Source organism: Salmonella sp. NW177 (genome assembly GCF_051811585.1).
Taxonomy (GTDB): Bacteria; Pseudomonadota; Gammaproteobacteria; order Enterobacterales; family Enterobacteriaceae; genus Salmonella; species Salmonella enterica.
In genome coordinates this window covers 74,290-98,435 of sequence record NZ_JAMMZV010000008.1, presented here as the reverse complement: position 1 = coordinate 98,435, position 24,146 = coordinate 74,290, and the positions used below count along the sequence as shown (strand labels likewise).

Here is a 24,146-nt window from a genome sequence, read left to right as displayed (position 1 = left end):
GCCTATAGCTAATGGCTTATTGGTGGGGAATGTATTTCAGACTTAGGGCGGAGATACCCTTATGATAGCCGTTCTCCAGCGTTTTTTTGTTGGTGGCGGTGACGTCAAGATCGCGCAGCAGGCCATCATTGATACTGTACGCCCAGCCGTGAATGGTCACATTCTGCCCGCGTTTCCACGCTGACTGCATAATGGTGGAATGTCCCAGGTTATAAACCTGCTCCATGACGTTCAATTCATAGAGCGCGTCCAGACGTTGCTCTTCGGGCATTTTTCCCAACAGCGAGCTATGTTTAAGCCAGATGTCGCGGATATGCAGCAGCCAGTTATTAATCAAGCCCAGCTCAGGGTTTTCTACCGCAGCCTTGATACCGCCGCAACCGGAGTGGCCGCAAATGATAATATGCTCAACTTCCAGAACATCAACCGCATACTGAACCACGGAGAGACAGTTCAGATCGGTGTGAATAACCAGGTTAGCCACATTACGGTGAACAAACAATTCGCCCGGTTCAAGCCCGGTTAAACGCTCTGCGGGAACGCGGCTGTCGGAACATCCAATCCATAGAAAGCGCGGTTTTTGCGCTTGCGCCAGTTTCTCAAAAAATCCGGGGTCCTCTTCCACCAGCATTTTTGACCATAGTGCATTGTTGCTGATGAGTGTATCTATGTCTTTCATGGAAGTTAACGACCTGTAACCAAATAAGTGCGTTGGGCTAATATAGGGCAACTCCGTAGTTATTTAAACCATATATAAAGTGTAAGAACGTAAAGTAAGTGAGAATTTATGACCATTGCGCTGGAACTTCAACAACTTAAAAAAACCTATCCCGGCGGCGTTCAGGCGCTGCGCGGCATAGATTTGCAGGTCGAAGCGGGGGATTTTTACGCGCTTCTGGGGCCAAATGGAGCAGGGAAATCGACCACCATCGGTATTATCAGCTCATTGGTTAATAAAACGTCCGGGCGCGTTAACGTTTTTGGTTACGACCTGGAAAAAGACGTGGTTAACGCCAAGCGACAGCTAGGATTGGTGCCACAGGAGTTTAACTTTAACCCGTTTGAAACGGTGCAGCAGATCGTAGTGAATCAGGCCGGTTACTACGGCGTGGAACATAAAGAGGCGGTTTTACGTAGCGAAAAGTATTTAAAACAGCTCGATCTGTGGGAAAAACGTAGTGAACGCGCGCGGATGCTGTCCGGTGGGATGAAACGCCGCCTGATGATCGCCCGCGCATTGATGCATGAGCCTAAACTATTGATTCTCGACGAGCCGACGGCGGGCGTCGATATCGAATTGCGTCGCTCGATGTGGGGATTCCTGAAAGACTTAAACGCCAAAGGCACCACCATTATTCTCACCACCCACTATCTGGAAGAGGCGGAAATGCTGTGCCGCAATATCGGTATTATTCAGCACGGCGAGCTGGTGGAAAATACTTCCATGAAAAATCTGCTTTCAAAGCTGAAATCGGAGACGTTTATTCTGGATTTAGCGCCAAAAAGCCCGCTACCTAAGCTTACGGGTTATCAATATCGTCTGGTGGATACCTCGACTCTGGAGGTGGAAGTGTTACGCGAGCAGGGGGTTAACAGCGTCTTTAGCCAACTGAGCGAGCAGGGGGTACAGGTATTAAGTATGCGTAATAAAGCCAACCGTCTGGAAGAACTGTTTGTGTCGCTGGTGCATGAAAAACAAGGAGATCGCGCATGATGCAGCTTTACTGGGTTGCCCTTAAAAGCATCTGGGCGAAAGAGATTCACCGCTTTATGCGGATCTGGGTGCAAACGCTGGTGCCGCCCGTCATCACCATGACGCTCTATTTTATTATTTTCGGCAACCTGATTGGTTCGCGCATCGGCGAAATGCATGGTTTTAGCTATATGCAATTTATTGTGCCGGGCCTGATTATGATGGCGGTTATTACTAACTCCTACGCGAATGTCGCGTCGTCATTTTTTAGCGCCAAGTTTCAGCGCAATATTGAGGAGCTGCTGGTCGCGCCGGTACCAACGCACGTGATCATCGCCGGATTTGTCGGCGGCGGCGTAGCGCGCGGGCTGTGCGTGGGGATTCTGGTGACGGCGATTTCGCTCTTTTTCGTGCCTTTCCAGGTGCATTCCTGGGTATTTGTCGCGCTAACGCTGATTCTGACCGCGATTCTGTTCTCGCTGGCCGGACTGCTGAACGCCGTGTTTGCGAAAACCTTTGACGATATCAGCCTGATTCCCACCTTCGTGCTGACGCCGCTGACCTACCTCGGCGGGGTATTTTACTCGCTGACGCTGTTGCCGCCGTTCTGGCAAGGGCTGTCGCACCTGAACCCGATCGTCTACATGATCAGCGGCTTCCGCTACGGCTTCCTGGGTATCCATGATGTACCGCTGGTGACGACGTTTGGCGTACTGGTGATCTTTATCGCCGCTTTCTACCTGCTGTGCTGGTCGCTGATCCAGCGTGGGCGCGGGTTGCGCAGTTAAGCGTTGACAGGGGCGTTGGGTTGCGCTTCGCTTCACCCCATCTACGGGGCCGTAATATCAATGGGTTACGGGGCTGTAGGTGAGGCTTGTCGAAACCCAACGCTTCTCTCAGCGAATCTGAATCTCCAGCGTGGCGGTAGCCTGGTATTCTCCGGTGTGGGGAACATGTCCGGTGGTATTGACCGGCGCGGCGGTGAACTCGGTGCTGCCTTTACCGTCTGTGTAATCTTCAATCGGCAATTCGGCGCTACCGCCGGGAACGATGGTCTTATCGTATTTATCGGAAATCCGTATCCCTAAATTCTCATTGTCGGTTTTCAGGTATTCCGGGTTGTGCGGATCGGTTTCTCCGTTCAATGACATTGACAGGTTGGTGCCGTCCGCCACGTTGCTACAGGTAAAGTTTACCTGAGTGGTGACGTGCGAGTTCTGCGGACTGTCGCCGAGATTACGAATATCTTTGCCCTCAATATCCGGCAGCCTGACCTCGATAACCTGCCCGGCGTTGATGGAACAGGACTGCGGCACGGTAATAGTTCCGGACATGGTGACGTGCGCGACAGGGGGAACGGCGGGGGGAATATTATCTCCGCTGCTGCCCGGCATTTTTGATAAATAGAGATTCATGATCGTTGTTTGCGGGATCGAGATTTCACCGACCAAAGGATGAGTAATATAAATCCTTACCGTGCCTTTATTGCCCGCCGTCATTGATTTCATTTCTGCATCGCCACAGCCGCCTGCGGAACTATCCTCATTGCTGATTGAGGAAAACGGGACAGGAATATTCTGGTTCAACTTCCCGGCTACATACGCTTCGGTGCCAATTTCCAGTTTGCCTGCCACGAGGACATAGTAATCCATATGTCCGTAGTATCGCGTCTCGCTGTGCGTGCCTTTCTGCGTCAGATCGCCGGTGGTCGCGGTGAAATAGTTGTACCCGCGATAATCACTGTTATCGCAGTCGCATTTAGCCGAATATTCTCCGCCAGCTGACCAGTGCTCTTCAACGATGGTTCCCGTCTGGTTCCCATCCGTATCGGTAATGGTTTGATTAAAACTAAAAGGAAAATTATGCGTGCCGTTGGTGGGTTGACACCAGCCGCTTCCGTTGCCCATCGTTCCTTCTGCCAGCGCATGGCCTGAAAATAGCGCCAGCGCCAGCAGCATCCATAAATTCTTCATTGTGTTCCTCACTGGCAGACGGCGTTCGCCATCACGATGCCGTTCATATTTTTGCTGATATCAAGGCGGTAATCCGCGCGGCAAGAGGCGCTTCCCCAGTTCACCAGCAGCAGGCCCTCTTCCGGCAGGCCGCTGAGGAAGACCTGGCCTTTATCGCCGACGATACTGGCCAGGTTCGCATCCTGCCCATCGACGCTTGCCGTCGCGCCAAAGGGCACGGGCTCGCCATTGCTGCGCGTCAGCGTTAACAGCACGCGATAGCCCTTATGCGTGTCATACGCCGCGCGCACCACCGCATTACGCGTCGGGTAGACGGTCTGGTTGTTGAGCGGAATATCCACGTTGTCGGCAAACGTGCTGCTGTCGAGCGAGATATCGTAGCGATAATACGGCGTGACGTTGGGGATCACCGTATAACCCCGGAAGTCGGTGGCGACGCCGGTCTGGTTTTCAACCGAAACGCCGCTGGCGCCGGGCGCTTTAATTAAAATCGCCGCGCCGGTAATCGGCTGGCTCAGGGTAATACCGTTTTCGTGCGCCAGAATGCCGCCGCTGATGCCGTAGCTGACCTGTTGGCTATCTGGCGACTGATTGTAACCGGCGTTGAGATTGGCATAAGTGCCTTTGTAGCTGGCGTTTACCCCGCCGGAATCACCGTCTTGTGTGCTGTGGCTCTGCTGTAACGACCAGTTCAGGTTTCTGTCACGCAGCGCGGTGCCGCTAAGGGTGGTGCTGTGCACCGTGGCATCGTGCTTACGCGTGTTCAGCATATAGCTGGCGTATAGCCTGGAATCGAACACCGTAAACGGAACATGCAGCGACAACGTGAACAGCCGATCGTTCTGGTTATAACGATCGTCGTCGTTATCATCATCGTCATTGTCCGATCGGTACTGGTAGGTGTTTTTGTTATAGCTGTAGCTCAGCGAATAGCTCACCGGACCCCAGCTATTGTTGTAACTGGCGCTCAGAGACTCCATCTGCTGAGCGCTGTGCCAGTAATCTTCTTTTACCCAACTTAGCGTTAAGGAACCGAGCGTATCGCTAATTTGCTGGTTGACCGAGGCTTCGAAACGATTATGGCGCTTGCCGTAGTTATCATAAAAATCGTCGTCCGGGTTGATCACCTCGCTCAGCGAATTGTAGTTTTCGCTGGCGTAACGATAGCCGGCCAGCGAAAACGTGGTGCCCGTACTGACGACGCCCTTGCTGTAGCGGACGCGCCAGGATTGCCCGATTTCTTTGCGGCCATCGTCAAATTTGGCGTGCGACCAGATGCCGTCCAGGGAAATGGCCCCCAGCATCTGCATATTTTGCCCGACGCCGAAGGCGACGGACTGGTATTTATCGCCGGCAATCTGGCTGCCGCCGTACAGGGTGATGCCCCACGGCAGGCCGTACAGCAGGGTTGCCTGGCCGAAGTCGTCCAGCGTGTGGTTGTTATAATCGCGGTATTTACCCACGGTCACGCTGTATTTTGCCCGTCCGGTGCGCTGCAGAATCGGCAGCGAAGAGTAGGGCACGATAAAATGCTGTTCGCTGCCGTCGGCTTCTTTTACCGTTACGTCATAGTCGCCGTTGCTGCCGGTGGGAAACATATCGTTGATTTCAAATTCGCCCGGCGAAACGGCGGTCTGATAGGCGATATAGCCGTTTTGCCGCACGATAACCTGCGCGTTTGAGCGGGCGATGCCGCGAATCGTCGGGGCGTAACCACGCTGGCTGTTGGGCTGCATTTGATCGTCAGAGGTGAGCTGGAGGCCGCGAAAAGGTACGCTGTCGAACACGTCGGATGGCGTATTGCTGTCTCCGGCGGTGAACTGGCTTTTCAGCGCGATAATGTCGCGCTGTAAATAGTTATAAACGCTGTTCCAGCTACCGCTCTCGCCGTTATTTGAACTCCAGTTACTGTAGTTGCGAAAACGCCACGGCCCGAGGTTAAAACCCGGCTGGAGAGCGAGATACTTCGATTCCGCATCGTCGGAATCCTCACTGGAACCGTACTCTTTATAGCCGCTGAAACTGTAGTTCAACATTAGCGCGGTAATCCCCTCCTGCCACTTTTCCGGCGGCACGTAGCCGCGCGCGTTGTTGGCGATGTAGAGTTGCGGGATGCTTACTGATAATGTCTGTTGCTGAAAATCAAACCGCTGACTGGCGCCGGGGATAACGCTGAGATCGACGCAGCCTTTTTCACTCTCCAGGGTTGGAAAAAGGTCGGTTTTGACGCTGTTATCTTTTAGTTCCTGGAGCCGTAAACAGCCCTGTAATGCCTGTTGACCGTCACTGAGCGTCGTGAGTTGAAAATCAACGTTTCGCGCGCCGATTTCTGTTTTATTGATATTGATAGTGACGTAATAGGTGCCTGGCAGCTGGCTTTTGTCGTTATCAAATGTCGACAGATCGACGCTTGTGCGACTCGCCTGCCCATGGTTTTCAATAAATGCCGGATTGAAATAGTCGCGCGCCCATGCAACGTGTGCGAACGTGCTGCCCAGCGCGATACACACAGCGCAGCGCGATAAATAAAATACCCGGTGTTGCCTTTTGCGCATCGGCACTCTCATCCCTGTCACTCTTCTCAAGGCGTTTGTTTATGTTCGGGGCCAGTACCGCCAAAATCGTTGATGATAGACCAGACAATCGGGCCGCTGGCGGCGGCAGACAGCGTGTACTGCGCGTTGCCGAAAGGCGCCACATAGCGCGGGGCTTTCACTTTTTGACTGCCAACGGAAAGGGTGGCGAAGTTCATATAATAGGGCGTGGGGTTCTTCACGGTGAGCGTGCGACCCTGACGCGACCACGTTAACCGATCGGCAACCTCTTCTGGTTTTTGGGTTAACGCTTTTGGCCGGTAAATCAGCTTAAATTCCGCTTTAACGGCCAGCATGAGCGTGTTGTGTTTATTGTCCGGATTGCTGCTGGGAATCGATTTAATATCCAGCCAGTACAGCGACTCGCGATCTTCCGGCAAATTGCCGCCGGTACGGATAATTCGTAGTACGTTCTTTTGCCCGCCATTAAGGCGAAAAAGCGGCGGGGTGACCATAAACGGCGCATCGCCGCTCGCCCCGGTTTCGCTGATCGATTGCGCCCAGGACTGAATTAAATAGGGAACGTTGTCGCTATTGCTTATCGATATGGACGCATCTTTGGCATCGCCGTGAAAAATAACCCGCGTTGTGCCGATGTTTATCCCTGCGGCATGCGCCAGCGAACCGCACAACAGGCAACAAAGCAACCCTGCTTTAGCCAATGAATTCATTGATGACCTCAATAAACAAAGGGGCCAGCCGACACTGGCCGCCAGGATCAGTTATATTGCAGATAGAATGTTGCGGTTGCATCGACCGTTCCCGACTTAACGGGAACCGCGGTGGAGATATAGCGGGCGGTGAAAGGCATTGAGAGTTCCGTCACCCCCTCTGTGAGCGCGACTGCGGCAGACCATGCCTGAAGATCGTTAAAGGTCATAGGGGTGCTAGATTTATCAAGAATTTGCACGCCAATATTCTCAGCATCATCCTCATTTTTCAGGATGGTCGCATCGGTTCCGTCGAGTGTGCCTTCAAAGCGCGCCTGTACACTGCTGTAGACGTTTGCGTCGCAGTTTTCGAGTTCGATGGTGAAGTCTTTATCCCCTGCCGTCTGCCCTGCGGCAGTAAAAAGAGAGGCAAATTCGTCCTGTAATGTCACCTCTACTGAATCCGTTTTTACCGTACAGGCGTTTTGCTTAATGAGGCCGGTGATATGTACGGTGCCGTCTTTGGCGGTGTCTGCCAGCGCGGCGGGGGAGAGGGTGATGGCAGCCAGTGCCACAGTGAGTGTTTTTAAGGTGAGTTTCATTATCTTTGATCCTTTAAGATATTATAAATATTGACATAGTAACAATATCTATAGTGTGGGAAGTTATTGTTCTTTTTATTGCCGAATGAGTAAATATAATGTCCGATGATTTTTGCGGCGCGAAGAAAAATTCAGAATACATAAATATGAAATATTTATAATATATATTTAATCAATTATTTTGGTGAGTGTTTGTTTAATTGAATCGCCGTGATTACCCTTTAATGGGCCAGATTCTATGAAGGCTGTTAACAATTTTAAAAATAATGTAAATTTTTTTGAATAAAAAATGATCGTGGTCATAGTGTGTTGTCGGCCAAAAAAACATGCTGACATCATGCAGGATTGGAGCTCAATGGAGGAGAAGTTATGCTGGGATGGGTCATTTCCTGTCATGACGATCGGGCGCAGGAAATGCTCGAAGGTCTTGAAAAGAAATATGGGCCGTTGGCGCAGTGTCGGGCGGTCAATTTCTGGCGTGGGTTAAGCGTAAATATGCTCAGCCGCATGATGTGTGACGCCCTCCATGCCACCGACTCCGGTGAAGGCGTGATATTTTTAACCGACATTTCCGGCGCGGCGCCTTATCGTGTCGCGTCGCTGATGAGCCATAAACATTCTCAATGTGAAGTTATTTCCGGTGTCAGCTATTCATTGATGGAGGAAATGATTCCATGGCGAGAGTCAATGAGCAGTTCAGCATTTCGCGACCAGATTGTCGCGCTTGGCGCGCCGGATGTCACCAGTCTCTGGCATCAGCAGCAGAAAAATCCGCCTTTTGTATTGCTGCATGATTCGTATGAGTTTTGATCAATACCATTGACGACGCTTTTGCTACAATGACGGCGTTTTTTCGCCTCGGTTATGATATATGGTTATGCGCGTTGTTCTTATCTTGCTGTTCTTTTTCGCCGGTAATGTGTTGGCTGCCTTGCCCGCTCGTTATATGCAAACGACGAAAGATGCCGCCATCTGGTCGCAGATTGGCGACAAAATGGTGACCGTAGGGAATATCCGCGCCGGACAAATTCTTTCCGTAACGCCTGTTGCGGCTGATTATTATGCCTTTAAATTCGGCTTCGGTGTGGGGTTTATCGATAAAGGCCATCTGGAATCCGTGCAGGGAAAACAAAAAGTGGAAGATGGCCTGGGCGATCTTAACAAGCCGCTCAGCAATCAGAATCTGGTGACCTGGAAGGACACGCCGGTGTATAACGCGCCGGACATCAGTAGCGCCCCGTTTGGCGTATTGGTGGATAATTTGCGTTACCCCATTATTAGCAAGCTGCAAGGCCGGCTGCATCAAACCTGGTATCAGATCCGTATTGGCGACAGGCTGGCTTATGTCAGCGCCATGGATGCGCAGGAAGACAACGGCATTCCGATTTTGACCTATCATCACATCTTACGTGATGAAGAGAATACTCGTTTTCGCCATACGTCCACCACGACTTCGGTTCGGGCATTCAGCAACCAAATGACCTGGCTTCGCGATCGCGGCTATGCCACGTTGACGATGTACCAACTGGAGGATTACATCCATAACCGCGCCAATTTCCCGGCGCGCGCGGTGGTTATCACCTTTGACGATGGCCTTAAATCGGTGAGTCGCTATGCGTATCCGGTATTAAAGCAGTACGGTATGAAAGCGACGGCATTTATTATCTCATCGCGTATTAAGCGCCATCCGCAAACATGGAATCCCAGGTCGCTGCAATTTATGAGCGTGTCCGAATTGCGCAAGATAAGCGACGTTTTTGATTTTCAGTCGCATACCCATTTTTTACACCGGGTAGACGGGCATCGTCGCCCGATTTTATATAGCCGCAGCTACCATAATATTCTGTTTGATTTTGAACGCTCGCGGCGGGCGCTCGCACAGTTTACTCCGCACGTATTTTATCTTTCTTATCCCTTTGGCGGCTATAACGCGACCGCGATCAAAGCAGCAAAAGACGCCGGTTTCCATCTGGCGGTCACCACGGTGAGAGGGAAGGTGAAGCCGGGAGATAATCCGATGCTGCTCAAAAGGCTGTATATTCTGCGCACGGATTCGCTGGAAACCATGTCGCGGCTGATCAGCAACCAGCCGCAAGGGTAGTTTACTCGTAGGTTACCTGGAAGGTGACAGACGATCCGAAAATACCGGGTGTCACGGCCTCCGTCCCTGTTTTGACCAGCTTTGCCTTAAAGTTGGCGTTTACTGAGGTCACCGGCCTCCCGATTATCTCGCCCACGGCAATGACTTCTGGCGTACTGTCGGCATGAATTTGCGGATAGGCCGGTGAGCTTATTTTTACACCGACGCCGCCAGCCGCGGTAACGCTTGAGTTGCTGGTAATCGAGTTGGTGAACAGGTTCTTATCCGCATTGGTATATGAGGATTTCGCCACGAACGAGACTTCAATCGTCCCGGTACAGGTTCCGGTAATCTGAAAAGGCACTTCGGTGGTCTGATCTTTCTCCAGGTCGCTTCGGTACCAATCACCTAAATTCACGGTGGTGGGCGCGGTAAGAATACAGGTCGGTTCGGAGAATGGAATGTTAAACATCATATCAGAAATGGTGATTAGCGGGCGAGGATGGTCAGACTCAGAACCTACGGGGTCTCCGAGAACAATGCGCCCCAATGGGCCGCCGATTGAGCTAATAAAACCGACTCCTGAAGGCACGCCATTAAAGCCGGGCATCTGGTAGATTTCCATCACGGCGTACCATTTTTTTTCATGGTCGAAATAGCCTTCGTTGTCGTCAGCATAAGCGGTCATATAATATTGACCGGAATTGACGGGAAACCATCCGGTAATGCCTTTCCCTGCGGGGTATAACCCAATGGCATACGTAATGCCGGGTATATTGGTGCGAAACAAGGCCTTACCGTCGACATACCCTTCAAGTAAGGTGTTGTCCGTCATCTGGTAGATGTTCTCTCCATCATCCCCCACTGCACAGTGGCTATGCATTTCCGGCGTTAATTCCATCGTAATACCGCTAGCCAGCAGCGTGGCGGTTTGCACCGAGGGGTGAAAGGTAATGATTGGCTGAACGCCTGGCGACATTATCTGTCGTGTATCGCCATTGTAAAATTTACATTCCATAGCACCATAGGCTGCGCCGGATGCGCTCAACAATAACAGTGCGGCCAGATAAGGGGATAGCTTCATCATAAATCCTTTTATTCGTAGCTGACGTCAACCAACACGTTGCTGGTGACAACGCCGCTGACAACTGCGCCCGTATTCTGATAGCGCGCGTAAAACTGATAATCCGTTAAATACAGCGAACTGCTTTTTCCGCTGACGTCGTAAACCACGTTAGAACTGCCATCGCTGTTTAAGACGTTAGTTTTATAGTCTGCCGAGAAAATGACGATACCCACGTTTTGCGCCGCGCCTGTTGTGGCATCATTTTTGAAAACCTGGTTTTGGTTGCTCCAAAAACCGGATTGCGGCGTAAAACTGAACATCAACTGCTTGATGCTACTGTTATCTGCACAGTTTTCGAGACGCACGTTAAAAGGCGTGCCGCCCGCTTCGTCGGTAGGCGCATATTTACTGCTGCCGTCGTTATTGTAAAACCATGCCCGCGTGACGTTGGGAAGGTAGACTTCCCCCCCGTTTTCCAGACTGAGTTTGCAGGTGCTGTTAACAATACTGGCGGTCAGATTGATATCCAAATTGGAACCCGCCTGGCTGATGCCAGACCAAAACCCGCCCGTCAGACCCATAAGCAACACAAGACCGGGCTGGCGTAAAAGAAACAGTAATTGTTGCATGAACAAAGCACCTGAAAATTAAGGGTATGTCACAACAAAGGTGACCGGAGCCGTGACATCGCCGGCGGTGACGTCGCTCAGGCTTTTACCGTTTGCCACCACAATGCGTGACGTCATTGGGTAGGTACCCGCGCCGTTGGTAATGGTCACCTTCTGTGCGGCTGGTGGCGTTTTACAAGACAGTTTCACCCCCGTGTCTGCATCGCCGCCCCAAATTTCGAAGGCGGTATTCAGGCCCGCCGCGTAAGAATCGCCGTCTAAATTATCACCGGAGCAGGTGCCGCCGGTGCCCGCTTTTGCTTCTACTTCTGCGATGGTTACGCCGGAACAATTGCTCAAGACAATGCTCAGCGGCATCGCTTTCTTGTTAAGATCCGATTTATATGTCTCACCATAGCCAATGGTGCTGACATTTTTTCCGTCACCATTAACGACGATAGCTTTACAGGTACCGGTTGTCACTGTGGTCTTAAAGGTCATTTGTACACTGTCGGTACCGGTAATAGCGGCTCTGACCACTCCAGAGAATAAGACGGCAGAAACGGATAATGTGATTAAAGCTGATGTAAATTTCATAGTGATGCTCCGTAGATCTGCGTTAATTACTCGTAGCTAAATACGAAAGTCGCAACGGCTGAGAAAGCCCCGGTGGTAGCCGAATTTGCCTTGGTCTCTTTCATGATGGCGATCAGCGGAACCTCTTTATTGTTAATTTCTACCTCACTCCAGACCAGACGTTCTGAATCGGCGGTGGAGTTAATAACAAAAGGTTCATCTGGTTTGGATGCGCGCGCTACTGACACCCCCATATAGTCGGCTGAGCCTTTTGTTCCATTCGTTAATATTTTTGTTGAATACCCGGATGGCGTTCCGTTGATTGATGTCTTTAATGATTGAAGCGATGCCGGGCATTCAACAATCACTAATTTAAAATCTGCCGTTGCTGTTCCCGCTCTTACATCATCAATACGAACTTCACCACTACTATTACCAATGATTAATTCCTGTACCGTGTCGGAGCCTGTACCACCGACCAGTTTCATGTTACACGTCGTCTCTAAAATTGTGGCCGTGAAGTTAACATCCAGGTTAGTGGAGTTAGCGGCAAGCGCGCTTCCAGAAGCTGCCATTACGGCAAGTGCCGCGATGGGAAGACTGAGGCGGTTTCTTTTCATATAAACTCTCATTAGTTTTTCCCTAAACAGGTCATTACATGTGACAAAGTTGATTGCTCAGTACGGGGGTGAGTCCCGCTTTTGCCGTGGTTTCAGCTAATTGGTAACGCACTGTACAGGTGCTTTCTTTACCACTGCCCCACACCACGCGAAGTTCGCCTTGCGGTTCTACGCCGCGCACGTACGCCTGTCCGGCCTGGCCTACGGTACCGACAGTTTCATTTTTCTCGTTAAGGACATCTGCGCCTAAAGGAATAAAGCCTTTATCGCTACGCAGTAATTCCAGAATCAGTGAGCGACCTTCATCGGTTTCAAAATTCACCAGCACGACGGCGCCGCTACGCGGTACGGTAACCGTGCTGGTGCTTTTGATTTCAACATCCTTCTCCAGTGTGCTGATATCCAGCGACACCCGGTTTTCGCGGTAGGCTGACATATACGGTAAAATGCCATAGCCCGAACTGCCGATTTCGCTGCTGCTGTAGCCCAGTCCTGCGCCTTGTGCGCCGCTGGCTTTCACCAGGGCGACGGCGTCGGTTTCGCCAATGCTGCCCGGCGCGAACGCCACGCCGCCAGAATGCAGCACCATGCCACCGCTGTAACTGGCGGAATATTGCTGGCTATTGTCGTCGCCAAACGAGGCGGAAATCCCTAATGGGCCATAGCTGCTGTTAAGGGAGCCAAAGCCACTTACCTGATTCAGGTTGCCGTAATTACCGCTGCTGGAGGTGGCGCTCACGGAGTAGCTGATGTCGCTATCTTTGGTATTACCGCTGGCGGTGGAGTTGACGTTAGTACCGCCCTTCATGTCAGAACGCAGGCCCATGTTGATATTGGAGAAACCGCCAGAGCGTTCCCCGTTGTGGGAGAACATACTCAACGGAATACTGAAACTTAAATAGACGCTGTCGTCTTTACTGCCGTTCTGGTCATAGGCGCGTTGTAATGACACGCTATAGCTGCCGTAGGCAAAACTGTTGTTGTAACCCACGCTATAGTTGGCCGTGGAGCCCGCATCATTCCAGTAGTCCTGCCATGTTCCGCTGACATACACAGAACCCCAGGTTGTTTCTCCCTGGTTTAAGGGCTGGTTGATGCTGATTTGCACCTGATTTTTGGTACGCTGGTAATCGTCATATAACTCATCGCCTGAGCGATAACTTTGCTGCGCATATTGCTGATGTTTAACGCTGTCTTGCAAAGACGCGGCGTCATTCAGGCTGAGGTAGTCTTCAGTAGAAAAACGATAAGCGGCGACGTTAAATGAGGTATTGGTCGCCTCGATCATTTTGCTGTAGGTCAGCCGGTAGCTTTGCCCGCTGAGCGTGCCTAAATCATCAATACTGGCGTGAGATTGCGTCACATCAAAGGCGAATGCGCCAATACCGGTGTTCATTGCCAGACCTAATAACCCAGCATAGAAATTCATATCGGTATATTGCGCGCCGATATAGCCGGTAAAGGTGTTGTTCAGGCCATAGTAAAACTGCGCGTAACCCACCTGCGGTTTATCATGTAAAGAATCATCGTTCAGCTCGCCGACGCCGATATCCCAGCGTGTCGCGCCGGGGCGTAACATTTGGGTGACTGACGAAAAGGGAACGGTAAAGCTGCGTTTGCTGCCGTCCGCTTCTTCTACGGTGACCAGCAGATCGTTACCATAACCTGTGGTGCTAAGGTCGTTAATCTCGAACGCCCCCGGCGGTACGGTGGTTTCGTAGATTTTATTGCCGCTTTGCATCACCGTGACTTTGGCATTGCTGTTGGCGACGCCGCGGATAACAGGCGCGTAGTTGCTGGAGCCCATCGGTAACATGCGGTCATCGTTATACATCCGTATCCCGCTCAGGCTGAAGGAGTCAAACGCATCGCCACGGGTATAGGAGTCGCCTATCACCATTTGCGCTTTCAGCGCGGTGATATCTCGCTGTAAATAAACGTCCTGATTGTTGTATTCGCTACCGGTATCTTTGTTCCAGTTAAGGCTACCTCGGGAACGCAAACGCCATGGTCCCATATTTAAACCGTAACGTAGCCCCACGTAAGCGGTATCGGACGTTGTGCCATTGCCTTCACTGTGCCAGGCGTTCATATCGTAAGAGACGATGGCCGCCGGAACGCCATCTTCCCACAGTGAGGGGTCAACATACCCGGCAGGACGCTTCAGGATATAAATCTGCGGGAAGTTGAGATCCATGGCCTGTTTGCCGGAATCGTAATTCGCCGTCGCACCGGGGTAGTATTTTTTTATATCCAGACACGTGGTGTTGTCGTCGACCTCAACGTCATCGCGCATTGCGGCGGGATCAACACCTGCCTGGGTGAGTAAAAGCGGCGTCAGACATGCACTGGCGCGTGGCGTACCGTTTTCATTAAAGGTAATTTCAGAGGTAGATTTCAACGCATTGTTAAGATTCACTTTCACACGATAGGTTCCGGCAAGCACCGGGTTGCCATATGCATAGCGACTAATATCGATATTAGCGCTGCTATTAAGTAAAAATTGTTCGTTAAATTCTACGGCTTCGTCCGACTCAGCAACGGTTTTTTCTGCTGCTGAATTTGCAGCAGAAACGGAAAAAGGGAGTGCAGCGCCAATAGTAAGACATAATAATGAGCGTTGAAATAGCATTGTTTTTCCGAATAATTAACGTGGGCCAGAATGGCCCACTACATTGGTACGTAATTGTTATAATTGATTAGTCTATTTTGGCTTCTCGTTTATTTGTGCCGCCATTATCATTAATGGTGTTATAGATAACGGTACCGTTAATATTATTCGAAAGGCCTTTTACGGGCATGCTGACCCCGCTAAAGGGTAAAACGGATTTGCTGTCGACGGTATATTCTTTACCGCCCACTTTAAATTTTACGTTGGAAATAGAAACGTTGTACGCGCTGTCATTTTGGGCAAATAGTGAAAGCGTATTGCCTTCTTTTTTCTGCGACCATTTCAGGTTTGCCGCCGCATCGCCAGGCGTGCCTTTCAGGCCGTCCGGGCGGAAAAATAATTTGATCCGCGTGCGAAAGGCGAGTTGAAGTTGATTTAAACTCTCGCCTTCTTTCGCTTTTGATTTTGGCGGAATTTCCAGCACGTTAAACCAAAACAGCGATTCCCGATCCTGAGGTAATGCGCTACCCATATACGTAATACGCAAGGATTGCCCTTTTTGTGGATCGATACGAGATACCGGAGGTGTAATGACAAACGGCAGTTTTAGCTCCTGCGGATCAACACCGTCACGCCCGTCATCCAGCCAGGTTTGCACCAGTAGAGGTTTATTGCCCCGGTTATCCAGGTTCACAATCACGTCTTTTGATGACGCTGGGTACACAATACGTGTTCCGGAAATGACGATATCCGCGTTTGCCTGGAATGTGGCAAATGCCGTGAAGGCCGCGGCAGCGAAGCAGGTGGTTTTAAATCCCTTTGTAATAACCGTATTGACCATTTTACCCTCCCTGTAGGTATACTTTAAAATTAAAATCCCCCAGCACAGCCGCTGAGGGATTGGCTAATCTTTTTAAATACAAAGGATTAGTTATAAATAACGGTGAAGGCAACTTGTGCCTGTACGGTTCCTGCCGTTACCGGGCTGGTGTCTGCATTCCACTTCTGGCCCTGGGTGTAGGCTACGCGGTAGAACAGGTCACCGGTGCCATCAGCGGAAATAGTGGCTTTCTGCGTGTTGTTAGTCTGGTCAATTTTGATCAGATCGGTAGCGCCGTTACCGTTGTTAGCCAGCACCAGGTTAACGTTTTCTGCTGCTCCTTGCAGATTAGCCGGTGGTACTAACAGACCACCTGACGTTGAACTGGAACCGCCCCAGGAATTAAACTGAGCGGAGGCATCTTTTACCGTTGCGTTATCACATTCGCTCAGATTCAGAGTGAACTGTTTTTCGCCCAGAGTACTGTTAGCACCCAGTGCGGTAGCGAAGTTTTTAACAAAAACGGTATCCAGAGTAATGTCAAAATCATTACCGTCTTGATCTATTTTATTATCAAGAGAGATTTTACAGGTATTGTTAGAAACCAGACCGTGGAAAGTAATAGTACCCGTATCTGGATCTGCTGCCATTGCAGACCCGGCACCCAAAGTCATTGCAATAAAAGCGGCTACGCCATATTTTCTGAAAAACATTTAGAATATCCATATTTTAGTGATAAAGATAAATAAAATATATTTATATATCTTATTTGTTGAAATATTATATTTCGAGGCGGATTTTATAGAGAGTTGCGATGAAAAGGAATAAATTTATCCATTAGAAATACTTTATGTTCTTTTAAGTAAAACTAATGTTTTATTATTTAAGCAATAAGATAAATAATAAATAATATTATTTATTGGTGATTTAAAAAAAAGACAACCCGTCCCAAAATATGTTTTTCTGGAAGGGTTGTCCTATTATTGAAAATCAGGCAACCTGTACCGGAATAGCTTTCGCGGTGCGCTTCATTTCGTTGTCGCCTTCAAAATAGGCCACTTTCGGACGCCATGTACGCGCTTCTTCATCAGACATGGTGACGAAGCTGGCGATAATCACAATGTCGCCAACTTCAGCGCAGTGCGCCGCCGCACCGTTCACCGAGATGATTCTGGAGCCGCGTTCAGCCGCAATCGCATAGGTTGAGAAACGTTTCCCATTGGTCACGTTCCAGATATCAATCGCTTCGTTTTCCAGAATACCGGAGGCATCAAGGAAATCCTGGTCAATGGCACAGGAACCTTCGTAGTGCAGGTCCGCCTGCGTGACTTTTACGCGGTGGAGCTTGCCTTGCAGCATGGTGCGAATCATAACTTCTTTACCCTGTCGTTTACCTTGGCTAAGCAGGCGCTTGTGGCCTGCTTTGGAAATTCTCAGGCAGTATTGCCCGATTTTTAACCCCTGTCTACTGGGCTAATGTAACGCTTTGATTATCGATCAGACGCGCCTGACCCAGCCAGGCGGCGGCCAGAATCACTGCGCGTTTGCTGGTTTCCGTCAGCTCCTGCAGCGTGTCGGCATCACGGATTTGAATGTCGTCGGCACGGAAGCCTTTTTCATTCAGTTCCTGTTCGGCAATGGCAATAATCTCTTGCAGCTCACGGTTACCCGCAATCAGTTTTTCAGCGATGCTATTCATCACGTTGTGTAGACCCGGCGCAATTTTGCGCTGCTCTGCGGTCAGATAACTGTTACGTGAGCTGAGCGCCAGACCGTCTTTGGCGCGAATAATCGGCACGCCGACGATCTCAATGTCATAACTCATATCCGCCACCATTTTGCGGATCAGCGCCAGTTGCTGGAAATCCTTCTCGCCAAAGCAGGCGATATCCGGCTGGATCAGGTTGAACAGCTTGCTGACGATAGTCGAGACGCCGCGGAAGTGGCCCGGACGGCTGGCGCCTTCCAGCATGGTAGAGAGGCCGGGAACATCAACGTACGTCTGGCCTTCCAGCCCCTGCGGGTAGATTTCCTCAACGGCTGGCGCAAAGACATAATCGACTTTGCGTTTGTTCAGCTTTTCACAATCTTCCTGCAGCGTGCGCGGATAACGCACCAGATCGTCCGGCCGGTCAAACTGCATCGGATTGACGAAAATGCTGACGATCACCACATCAGCCCGGGCTTTTGCCTCATCGACCAGCTTCATATGGCCGTCGTGCAGGTTGCCCATGGTGGGAACCAGTGCGACGCGTTTACCTTCCTGACGCAGACGACGAATATGCTGGCGCAGCAGCGGCAGGGTTTCAATGATTAGCACAACAAAACTCCTTGAGTTGCTTGATGATCCTGCCCGATGGCGCTGCGCTTATCAGGCCTACATCCGTTGAGGATCGGTAGGCCGGATAAGACGCGTCGCGTCGCCATCCGGCACGGTCAGAAAAATTAGTGAAAGCTGTGTTCTTCGCCCGGATAAGCGCCGGACTCCACTTCAGCCATATACTGCCGTACGGCGGCGCGCATGTCGCCCGCCTCGGCAAGGAAATTTTTCGCGAATTTGGGAATATGGCCGCCGGTGATGCCAAACGCATCGTGCATCACCAGGATCTGACCGTCGGTGACGTTGCCCGCGCCGATGCCGATCACCGGAATCGACAGCGCTTCCGTGACGCGCTTCGCCAGCTCAACCGGCACGCACTCCAGCACCAGCAGTTGAGCGCCAGCCGCTTCTAAAGCCAAAGCGTCATCCAGCAGCACTTGTCCGGCATCGCCGCGGCCCTGAATTTTATAGCCGCCGAAGATATTCACCGACTGTGGCGTTAGTCCCAGATGACCACAAACCGGCACGGCGCGTTCGGTGAGCATTTTCACCGTATCAACCAGCCAGGCACCGCCTTCAATTTTGACCATATTGGCCCCCGCACGCATCACGATAGCCGCGTTTTCACATGCCTGTTCCGGGGTGGCGTAAGCCATAAACGGCAGGTCGGAGAGCAATAGACAGTTGGGCGCGCCACGTCGCACGGCACGAGTGTGGTAAGCGATATCTTCCACGGTGACAGGCAGAGTGGAGTCATGCCCCTGAATCGTCATGCCCAGCGAGTCGCCAACCAGCATCACATTGATACCTTCGTCGGCAAATAACTTAGCGAAGCTGTAGTCGTAGGCGGTAATTGTCGCGAAGCGTTTTTTCTCTTGCTTGCATTTCTGCAGCAGTGAAATGGTGGTGGGTTTCATAACGTTTCCTGATGGTAAAAGTTATATTTCCCGGCATTCTAACAGTCATATTCAGGGGGGCAATTGATTTAAGCAATCGTTTGGCGCTAAAGCAGTAAACGCTAAAGGGGAGGCGATGTTTTACCAGTGGGCGGGTTTTGCAGCACCAAGATGGGTGAGATGCTGATGCAGGCTGATACCATCCGGAAAGATCAGATCAGGAGCGATTTCGAATAACGGCCACAGCATAAAACCGCGGTTTTTCATGTCGTAGTGCGGTACGGTCAGACGGTCGGTGTTAATGACTTCATCGCCAAACAGCATAATGTCGAGATCCAGCGTGCGCGGCCCCCAGCGTTCGGCTTTGCGCACCCGGCCCTGTTGCAGCTCAATGCGCTGGGTATGGTTAAGCAATTCTTCGGGGGCGAGGGCGGTATCCAGCGCCACCGCGGCGTTCAGGTAGTCCGGCTGATCCTGTGGACCAAGCGGCGGCGTGCGGTAAAACGAAGACACCGTGACGATACGGCTATCGGGAATGTCGGCGATAGCCTTCAGGGCGGCATTGACCTGCTCCAGCGGAGAGGCCAGATTACTGCCAAGCGCGATATACGCGATCGTCATACGGTGCCCTCGCGGCGCGGCGCGCGTTTGCGCGGACGTGAACGGCGGCGGCGTGGAGCAGGATCGTCGTCCAGCTCGTTGAGCATCCCTTTTTGTTCCGGCGGCGCGGAAGCCTGAAACTCGGCCCACCACTGCGCCAGACGTTGCAGTTCAGTATTATTTTCCACCTGAGCGCGCAGCTCCAGTAAATCAAACGCGGCGCGGAATTTGGGATGTTCCATCAGTTTCCAGGCGCGTTTGCCCTGACGTCGCGACATCCGTAACTGAAGCTGCCAAATATCACGGGTAAGCGTGGTCAGGCGTTTCGGGATCGCCAGTGAACGGCAGGCTTCATCCAGCACGTCATTCATGGCCAGCGCGAAAGCGTCGTAATAGGCCAGACCGCTCTCCTGAGCGATTTTTTGCGCCATCTCCAGCAGCGGATACCAGAACATGGCGGCAAACAAAAATGCCGGATTAACGCGCATCTCGTTACGGATGCGGTTATCCGTATTCTTCAACACCTGCGCAATGATGCGTTCCATTGCGCTGTCGCCGTTTTCGGTGAAATAACGCGTAATGGTAGGAAACAACGGCTGGAAGAGGTGGTATTCCCGCAGTTGTTGATAGGTTTCAAAACCGTTCCCCGCCTGCAGCAGCTTCAGCGACTCTTCGAACAGGCGCGCGGGAGGAATGTCGTTTAGCAAGGTTGCCAGACGCGGGATTGGCTCAGCCGTTTCAGGGCTGATACGCATATTGAGCTTCGCAGCGAAACGCACGGCGCGCAGCATTCGAACCGGATCTTCGCGGTAGCGCGTTTCCGGATTGCCGATCAGGCGAATCACGCCTTCTTGCAGATCCTGCATTCCGCCGACGTAATCGCGCACGGTAAAATCCGCTACGCTGTAGTAAAGGCTGTTGATGGTGAAATCGCGGCGCTGGGCATCTTCTTCGATAGAGCCGAAGATATTATCGCGCAGCAGCATACCGTTTTGCCCACGCTGGGAGGTCGTACGGTCGCTTTCACTGCCTTCATGATGACCACGAAACGTTGCCACTTCGATAATTTCCGGGCCAAACATCACGTGAGCCAGGCGGAAACGACGCCCCACCAGACGGCAATTGCGGAATAATTTCCGTACCTGATCCGGTGTTGCGTTGGTGGTCACGTCGAAATCCTTCGGCTTTTTGCCGAGCAGGAGATCGCGGACGCCGCCGCCGACCAGGTAGGCTTCATAGCCCGCTTTGTTCAGCCTGTACAGTACCTTGAGGGCATTTTCACTGATATCTTTGCGGGAGATAGCGTGCTGTTCACGCGGGATAATCGTCATATGTGGACGGGCGACGGCTTGTTCTGCCTCGCTCTCCTCGCGGCTTAACACCTTACGGCAAAAATTAGCGACTCGGGTAAAAATAGCGCACCTCGGTAGTGTCATACATTAATAAGATCAACTTACTCTATGTCTTTCGCATTACGGCAGACGGGCGTAAGAGAGCAACGCGACCTGGGCTGTAAGCATCATTAACGCCGCAGCAATGCGAAAGACGATGAGCAAAAATAGCGGCTAATCATAGCTCAGCGAGACGCATTTGAGAATGCCGGATTTACATTAGCCGATGTGGGTACGGCTGTAAGCCTCCAGTGCGCCACTGCAAAGCGCAGCAACTCCTCAACAGACATCTCCTGCCACGCTACGACGGTGCGTTGGCCTAAAAAGCGCAATGCCTGGACCAGTACCGGGCGCGGATCGCCTGTCGCAAGCGCAGGGGCATGATTTTGCTTGGAAAGTTTAGCGCCTTGTTCGTTGAGCGCCAGCGGAAGGTGCACGTAACCAGGCGCACGCCAGCCAAACTGTTTATACAGCGAAAGTTGTCGGACAGTGGGTTCGATTAAATCTGCGCCGCGGACGATCTCCGTCACCCCCTGAAAATGATCGTCGACCACCACGGCCAGATTATAAGCAAACAGTCCGTCGCGGCGGTGGATAATAAAATCTTCGCTCGCCAGCTGTGGGTCAGCCTGGATGTCGCCGCGCAAGGCATCATGGAAACGCATCACCGGATGCTGCTGTTTAATTCTGACGGCGGCATTCTCCGGCCCGTGGCATAACGTCCGGCAATGGCCGTCGTAAATACCGCCCAGACGTTGAATACGCGAGCGGGGGCAAGTGCAGTAGTAGCTCAGTCCCTGCTCGTGAAGCCAGGCCAGCGCCTCGCGATAAGCCTCATGACGCTGTGATTGCCATAAGACCTCGCCATCCCAGTGCAGGCCGTAATGTTCCAGCTGGCGCAGAATGGTCGCTGCGGCACCGGGAACTTCACGTGGGGGGTCGATATCCTCTATGCGAACGCGCCAAATTCCGCGTTGCGCACGGGCTTGTAGATAGCTGCCGAGGGCGGCGATTAACGAGCCGAAATGCAGTTCGCCGGATGGCGACGGCGCGAAACGGCCAATATAGTGTGAGTCAGTCATGCTGCGGGCAATAAAGAATAAGGCGGGAAAACTCCCGCCTGTCATAAATAGGGTAGAAACGAACGGGATTAACCCGCCATCTGTTTTTCGCGAATTTCAGCCAGCGTTTTGCAGTCGATGCACAGATCGGCTGTTGGACGCGCTTCCAGGCGGCGGATACCAATCTCCACCCCGCAGGACTCGCAATAACCGAAGTCTTCATCTTCCACTTTCTTCAGCGTCTTCTCGATCTTTTTGATCAGTTTGCGCTCACGGTCACGATTACGTAACTCCAGGCTAAACTCCTCTTCCTGCGCGGCGCGATCGACCGGATCGGGGAAGTTGGCGGCTTCGTCCTGCATGTGCGTCACAGTGCGATCGACTTCATCCCGGAGTTGATTACGCCATGCTTCAAGAATACGCTTGAAGTGCGATAGCTGGGCTTCGTTCATATACTCTTCGCCCGGTTTCTCCTGGTACGGCTCCACCCCAGCGATGGCGAGAATACTCAGGGACGATGTTTTACGGTTTTGCCCTTCTTGCATGTTGCTTCTCCTTAACACGCACTATCGATCCCCATGTTCGGGGGAAAATCAGGTCGCTATAAATAGCAGATGCTTTTCCGGATAGCAATTATCTAAACGTAACACTTGACAACCCTGTGAGGAAAAGCGTATTTATGCACGCGGCCAGAATACTTAATAATCAGGCTGTTATTCCACTACAACGTTATGGGTACTGGTTCGTTCAGTTCCATTTTTTGGGCTGAAAGTTCTGCTTTATAAGCTAAAACTTCCACGCCTTTATTCTGAGCCTCGCTCAATAGCTGCGCGTATTTTATATCGATATGACGTGCGGGTGAAAAACGTGTAATGGTGGAGTGCAGCACCGCGAACACCACCACCGCGCGATGACCTGCCGCCGCAACGCCCATCAACTCCCGAAGATGTTTTTGCCCTCGTTCGGTGATGGCGTCGGGAAAATAACCGTTTTCTTTTTCCGCTAACGTGACCGATTTCACTTCAATATAGCAGTCCGGGCGGAAATCTGCCTGTAACATAAAATCTATACGGCTGCGCTCGGCGCCATATTTGACTTCACTTTTCAGAATATTGTACCCCGCCAGCGCCGGCAGGCGATTCTCCTGAATCGCTTCTTTCGTTAGCTGGTTCGCCCGCAGCGTATTCACGCAAATGAATGCGCCGAATTGCGTTTCAGTCAATTCCCAGGTATGCGGATATTTGCGTTTAGTATTTTCTGATGTCGAATACCAGACGGTATCGCCAGGCGTGGCGCAGCCGGTCATCGCGCCGGTATTAGGACAGTGCAGCGTAAGCGTTGTACCGTCAGGGGTGATCACATCGGCTAAAAAACGTTTATAGCGCTGAATCAGCGTAGCGCGTTGTAAAGGGGGTGAGAATAGCATCGACATTCCTTCATTATTATTCGCCCAGCGTCCAGCGCTGCAGCTCGGCATAGCGGGTACGGCCTTGCCCATACGAAGAGGCGTAAAGCGCAAACGACGTGACCGGAAATGACCAGCAAAAGCCCGGCGGCGGGATAGCCACCGTATGGCTGGCGTCGCGCAGCAGCGTAATATGCGGGTGAAAAGGCTGCGGGCTTTGGTAACAACCGCTGCGGGCGGCCTGCGCGCGCAGCATATTAGCCAACTGCAACAACCCGCGCGGCGGCTGGCGCATCCCCAGCCACACCACGCGCGAGCGCAGCCACTGACCGGCGTCATCCAGATGTAGCGTAAAGCTCGGCTGGCGAATTCGTCCGGCCAGTTGCGCAAGCGCGCGCTGCTTATCGTTACTGACGTCGCCTAAAAAGGCCAGCGTCAGGTGCAGGTTCGCCGCTGCGACGGGGCGTCCGTCTTCAGACGCAAAATGAGCGGCGCGCCAGGCGATAATTTGCGTGCGCGCGTCGTCGGGTAAGTCAATCGCAAAAAACAGCCGTTTTGGCTCAGACATAGGGATACTCGG

Annotated in this window: 25 protein-coding genes; 4 read left to right on the top strand and 21 right to left on the bottom strand. The window is 51.8% G+C overall.

Features of this window, described 5'->3' with window-relative positions:
- Positions 1 to 16: 16 nt before the first annotated feature.
- Positions 17 to 679: a carbonate dehydratase gene (gene can / locus NA986_RS20270; RefSeq protein ID WP_000651590.1), complete on the bottom strand. Its 663-nt coding sequence runs from the start codon at positions 677 to 679 to the stop codon at positions 17 to 19.
- A 108-nt stretch (positions 680 to 787) separates the two neighbouring features.
- Between can and NA986_RS20265 the strand changes: the two genes are divergently transcribed.
- Positions 788 to 1,714: an ABC transporter ATP-binding protein gene (locus NA986_RS20265; protein WP_000150628.1), complete on the top strand. Its 927-nt coding sequence runs from the start codon at positions 788 to 790 to the stop codon at positions 1,712 to 1,714.
- The gene (locus NA986_RS20260) at positions 1,711 to 2,481 is read left to right on the top strand and encodes an ABC transporter permease (RefSeq protein ID WP_000983418.1); all 771 of its coding nucleotides are present in this window, start codon (positions 1,711 to 1,713) and stop codon (positions 2,479 to 2,481) included. The genes NA986_RS20265 and NA986_RS20260 overlap by 4 nt, the downstream gene beginning before the upstream one ends.
- Positions 2,482 to 2,589: 108 nt before the next feature.
- On the opposite strand, the gene NA986_RS20255 is transcribed toward NA986_RS20260, so the two are convergent.
- Genes NA986_RS20255 through stiA form a run of 4 tightly spaced genes read right to left on the bottom strand, consistent with a single transcriptional unit; the run spans position 2,590 to position 7,512 of the window.
- Positions 2,590 to 3,666, bottom strand: coding sequence for a fimbrial protein (locus NA986_RS20255; protein WP_000794031.1), 1,077 nt, complete (start codon positions 3,664 to 3,666; stop codon positions 2,590 to 2,592).
- A gap of 8 nt (positions 3,667 to 3,674) precedes the next feature.
- Positions 3,675 to 6,221: a fimbrial outer membrane usher protein gene (locus tag NA986_RS20250; RefSeq protein ID WP_198910093.1), complete on the bottom strand. Its 2,547-nt coding sequence runs from the start codon at positions 6,219 to 6,221 to the stop codon at positions 3,675 to 3,677.
- A 26-nt stretch (positions 6,222 to 6,247) separates the two neighbouring features.
- Positions 6,248 to 6,931, bottom strand: coding sequence for a fimbrial biogenesis chaperone StiB (stiB, locus tag NA986_RS20245; RefSeq protein ID WP_023216309.1), 684 nt, complete (start codon positions 6,929 to 6,931; stop codon positions 6,248 to 6,250).
- Between the two features lie 47 nt (positions 6,932 to 6,978).
- Positions 6,979 to 7,512: a Sti fimbria major subunit StiA gene (stiA, locus tag NA986_RS20240; RefSeq protein ID WP_000779122.1), complete on the bottom strand. Its 534-nt coding sequence runs from the start codon at positions 7,510 to 7,512 to the stop codon at positions 6,979 to 6,981.
- Between the two features lie 369 nt (positions 7,513 to 7,881).
- Between stiA and NA986_RS20235 the strand changes: the two genes are divergently transcribed.
- Entirely contained in the window at positions 7,882 to 8,322 is a 441-nt protein-coding gene (locus NA986_RS20235) for a PTS sugar transporter subunit IIA (protein ID WP_000901958.1), read from the top strand.
- 61 nt (positions 8,323 to 8,383) lie between these two features.
- Positions 8,384 to 9,613, top strand: a complete 1,230-nt coding sequence (locus tag NA986_RS20230; protein ID WP_000245316.1) for a polysaccharide deacetylase family protein — start codon at positions 8,384 to 8,386, stop codon at positions 9,611 to 9,613.
- Position 9,614: 1 nt separating this feature from the next.
- On the opposite strand, the gene NA986_RS20225 is transcribed toward NA986_RS20230, so the two are convergent.
- From NA986_RS20225 to thpR, 16 genes are all read right to left on the bottom strand, one after another.
- Positions 9,615 to 10,676, bottom strand: coding sequence for a fimbrial protein StkG (locus NA986_RS20225; protein ID WP_000777846.1), 1,062 nt, complete (start codon positions 10,674 to 10,676; stop codon positions 9,615 to 9,617).
- Between the two features lie 11 nt (positions 10,677 to 10,687).
- Positions 10,688 to 11,287 (bottom strand): fimbrial-like protein, encoded by a 600-nt coding sequence (locus NA986_RS20220; RefSeq protein WP_001186616.1) that lies wholly within the window; start codon positions 11,285 to 11,287, stop codon positions 10,688 to 10,690.
- Between the two features lie 18 nt (positions 11,288 to 11,305).
- Positions 11,306 to 11,863 (bottom strand): fimbrial protein, encoded by a 558-nt coding sequence (locus NA986_RS20215; protein ID WP_000673424.1) that lies wholly within the window; start codon positions 11,861 to 11,863, stop codon positions 11,306 to 11,308.
- 26 nt (positions 11,864 to 11,889) lie between these two features.
- Positions 11,890 to 12,474: a fimbrial protein gene (locus tag NA986_RS20210; RefSeq protein ID WP_001267119.1), complete on the bottom strand. Its 585-nt coding sequence runs from the start codon at positions 12,472 to 12,474 to the stop codon at positions 11,890 to 11,892.
- A gap of 22 nt (positions 12,475 to 12,496) precedes the next feature.
- Complete coding sequence (locus NA986_RS20205; RefSeq protein ID WP_070794031.1) at positions 12,497 to 15,094, bottom strand: outer membrane usher protein; 2,598 nt, start codon at positions 15,092 to 15,094, stop codon at positions 12,497 to 12,499.
- A gap of 67 nt (positions 15,095 to 15,161) precedes the next feature.
- On the bottom strand, positions 15,162 to 15,914 hold the full coding sequence (locus NA986_RS20200; RefSeq protein ID WP_000248430.1) for a fimbrial chaperone: 753 nt from the start codon (positions 15,912 to 15,914) through the stop codon (positions 15,162 to 15,164).
- An 86-nt stretch (positions 15,915 to 16,000) separates the two neighbouring features.
- The gene (stkA, locus tag NA986_RS20195) at positions 16,001 to 16,606 is read right to left on the bottom strand and encodes a Stk fimbria major subunit StkA (RefSeq protein ID WP_000466114.1); all 606 of its coding nucleotides are present in this window, start codon (positions 16,604 to 16,606) and stop codon (positions 16,001 to 16,003) included.
- 277 nt (positions 16,607 to 16,883) lie between these two features.
- Positions 16,884 to 17,264 (bottom strand): aspartate 1-decarboxylase, encoded by a 381-nt coding sequence (panD, locus tag NA986_RS20190; protein ID WP_000621526.1) that lies wholly within the window; start codon positions 17,262 to 17,264, stop codon positions 16,884 to 16,886.
- Between the two features lie 94 nt (positions 17,265 to 17,358).
- Positions 17,359 to 18,213 (bottom strand): pantoate--beta-alanine ligase, encoded by an 855-nt coding sequence (panC, locus tag NA986_RS20185; protein ID WP_000905350.1) that lies wholly within the window; start codon positions 18,211 to 18,213, stop codon positions 17,359 to 17,361.
- Positions 18,214 to 18,338: 125 nt separating this feature from the next.
- Positions 18,339 to 19,130, bottom strand: coding sequence for a 3-methyl-2-oxobutanoate hydroxymethyltransferase (gene panB / locus NA986_RS20180; protein ID WP_000805488.1), 792 nt, complete (start codon positions 19,128 to 19,130; stop codon positions 18,339 to 18,341).
- Positions 19,131 to 19,250: 120 nt separating this feature from the next.
- Entirely contained in the window at positions 19,251 to 19,730 is a 480-nt protein-coding gene (gene folK / locus NA986_RS20175; protein WP_000150777.1) for a 2-amino-4-hydroxy-6-hydroxymethyldihydropteridine diphosphokinase, read from the bottom strand.
- A complete protein-coding gene (gene pcnB / locus NA986_RS20170) occupies positions 19,727 to 21,124 on the bottom strand; it encodes a polynucleotide adenylyltransferase PcnB (RefSeq protein ID WP_204367155.1) in 1,398 nt (465 codons plus the stop codon). The genes folK and pcnB overlap by 4 nt, the downstream gene beginning before the upstream one ends.
- 161 nt (positions 21,125 to 21,285) lie before the next feature.
- Entirely contained in the window at positions 21,286 to 22,182 is an 897-nt protein-coding gene (gluQRS, locus tag NA986_RS20165; RefSeq protein WP_023215867.1) for a tRNA glutamyl-Q(34) synthetase GluQRS, read from the bottom strand.
- A 68-nt stretch (positions 22,183 to 22,250) separates the two neighbouring features.
- Positions 22,251 to 22,706 (bottom strand): RNA polymerase-binding protein DksA, encoded by a 456-nt coding sequence (gene dksA / locus NA986_RS20160; protein WP_001155232.1) that lies wholly within the window; start codon positions 22,704 to 22,706, stop codon positions 22,251 to 22,253.
- Between the two features lie 176 nt (positions 22,707 to 22,882).
- The gene (sfsA, locus tag NA986_RS20155; protein ID WP_023215868.1) at positions 22,883 to 23,587 is read right to left on the bottom strand and encodes a DNA/RNA nuclease SfsA; all 705 of its coding nucleotides are present in this window, start codon (positions 23,585 to 23,587) and stop codon (positions 22,883 to 22,885) included.
- 16 nt (positions 23,588 to 23,603) lie between these two features.
- Entirely contained in the window at positions 23,604 to 24,134 is a 531-nt protein-coding gene (thpR, locus tag NA986_RS20150) for an RNA 2',3'-cyclic phosphodiesterase (RefSeq protein ID WP_023215869.1), read from the bottom strand.
- Between the last annotated feature and the right edge of the window lie 12 nt (positions 24,135 to 24,146).

Coding starts and splice junctions, on each gene's coding strand:
- dksA (WP_001155232.1), bottom strand. CDS start 22,706: ATGCAAGAAGGGCAAAACCGTAAAACATCGTCCCTGAGTATTCTCGCC.
- NA986_RS20200 (WP_000248430.1), bottom strand. CDS start 15,914: ATGGTCAATACGGTTATTACAAAGGGATTTAAAACCACCTGCTTCGCT.
- can (WP_000651590.1), bottom strand. CDS start 679: ATGAAAGACATAGATACACTCATCAGCAACAATGCACTATGGTCAAAA.
- thpR (WP_023215869.1), bottom strand. CDS start 24,134: ATGTCTGAGCCAAAACGGCTGTTTTTTGCGATTGACTTACCCGACGAC.
- folK (WP_000150777.1), bottom strand. CDS start 19,730: ATGACGATCGCGTATATCGCGCTTGGCAGTAATCTGGCCTCTCCGCTG.
- panB (WP_000805488.1), bottom strand. CDS start 19,130: ATGAAACCCACCACCATTTCACTGCTGCAGAAATGCAAGCAAGAGAAA.
- NA986_RS20215 (WP_000673424.1), bottom strand. CDS start 11,863: ATGAAATTTACATCAGCTTTAATCACATTATCCGTTTCTGCCGTCTTA.
- NA986_RS20205 (WP_070794031.1), bottom strand. CDS start 15,094: ATGCTATTTCAACGCTCATTATTATGTCTTACTATTGGCGCTGCACTC.
- sfsA (WP_023215868.1), bottom strand. CDS start 23,587: ATGCTATTCTCACCCCCTTTACAACGCGCTACGCTGATTCAGCGCTAT.
- NA986_RS20260 (WP_000983418.1), top strand. CDS start 1,711: ATGATGCAGCTTTACTGGGTTGCCCTTAAAAGCATCTGGGCGAAAGAG.
- NA986_RS20255 (WP_000794031.1), bottom strand. CDS start 3,666: ATGAAGAATTTATGGATGCTGCTGGCGCTGGCGCTATTTTCAGGCCAT.
- NA986_RS20225 (WP_000777846.1), bottom strand. CDS start 10,676: ATGAAGCTATCCCCTTATCTGGCCGCACTGTTATTGTTGAGCGCATCC.
- NA986_RS20210 (WP_001267119.1), bottom strand. CDS start 12,474: ATGAGAGTTTATATGAAAAGAAACCGCCTCAGTCTTCCCATCGCGGCA.
- NA986_RS20220 (WP_001186616.1), bottom strand. CDS start 11,287: ATGCAACAATTACTGTTTCTTTTACGCCAGCCCGGTCTTGTGTTGCTT.
- stkA (WP_000466114.1), bottom strand. CDS start 16,606: ATGTTTTTCAGAAAATATGGCGTAGCCGCTTTTATTGCAATGACTTTG.
- NA986_RS20265 (WP_000150628.1), top strand. CDS start 788: ATGACCATTGCGCTGGAACTTCAACAACTTAAAAAAACCTATCCCGGC.
- NA986_RS20250 (WP_198910093.1), bottom strand. CDS start 6,221: ATGCGCAAAAGGCAACACCGGGTATTTTATTTATCGCGCTGCGCTGTG.
- gluQRS (WP_023215867.1), bottom strand. CDS start 22,182: ATGACTGACTCACACTATATTGGCCGTTTCGCGCCGTCGCCATCCGGC.
- stiA (WP_000779122.1), bottom strand. CDS start 7,512: ATGAAACTCACCTTAAAAACACTCACTGTGGCACTGGCTGCCATCACC.
- NA986_RS20235 (WP_000901958.1), top strand. CDS start 7,882: ATGCTGGGATGGGTCATTTCCTGTCATGACGATCGGGCGCAGGAAATG.
- stiB (WP_023216309.1), bottom strand. CDS start 6,931: ATGAATTCATTGGCTAAAGCAGGGTTGCTTTGTTGCCTGTTGTGCGGT.
- NA986_RS20230 (WP_000245316.1), top strand. CDS start 8,384: ATGGTTATGCGCGTTGTTCTTATCTTGCTGTTCTTTTTCGCCGGTAAT.
- panD (WP_000621526.1), bottom strand. CDS start 17,264: ATGATTCGCACCATGCTGCAAGGCAAGCTCCACCGCGTAAAAGTCACG.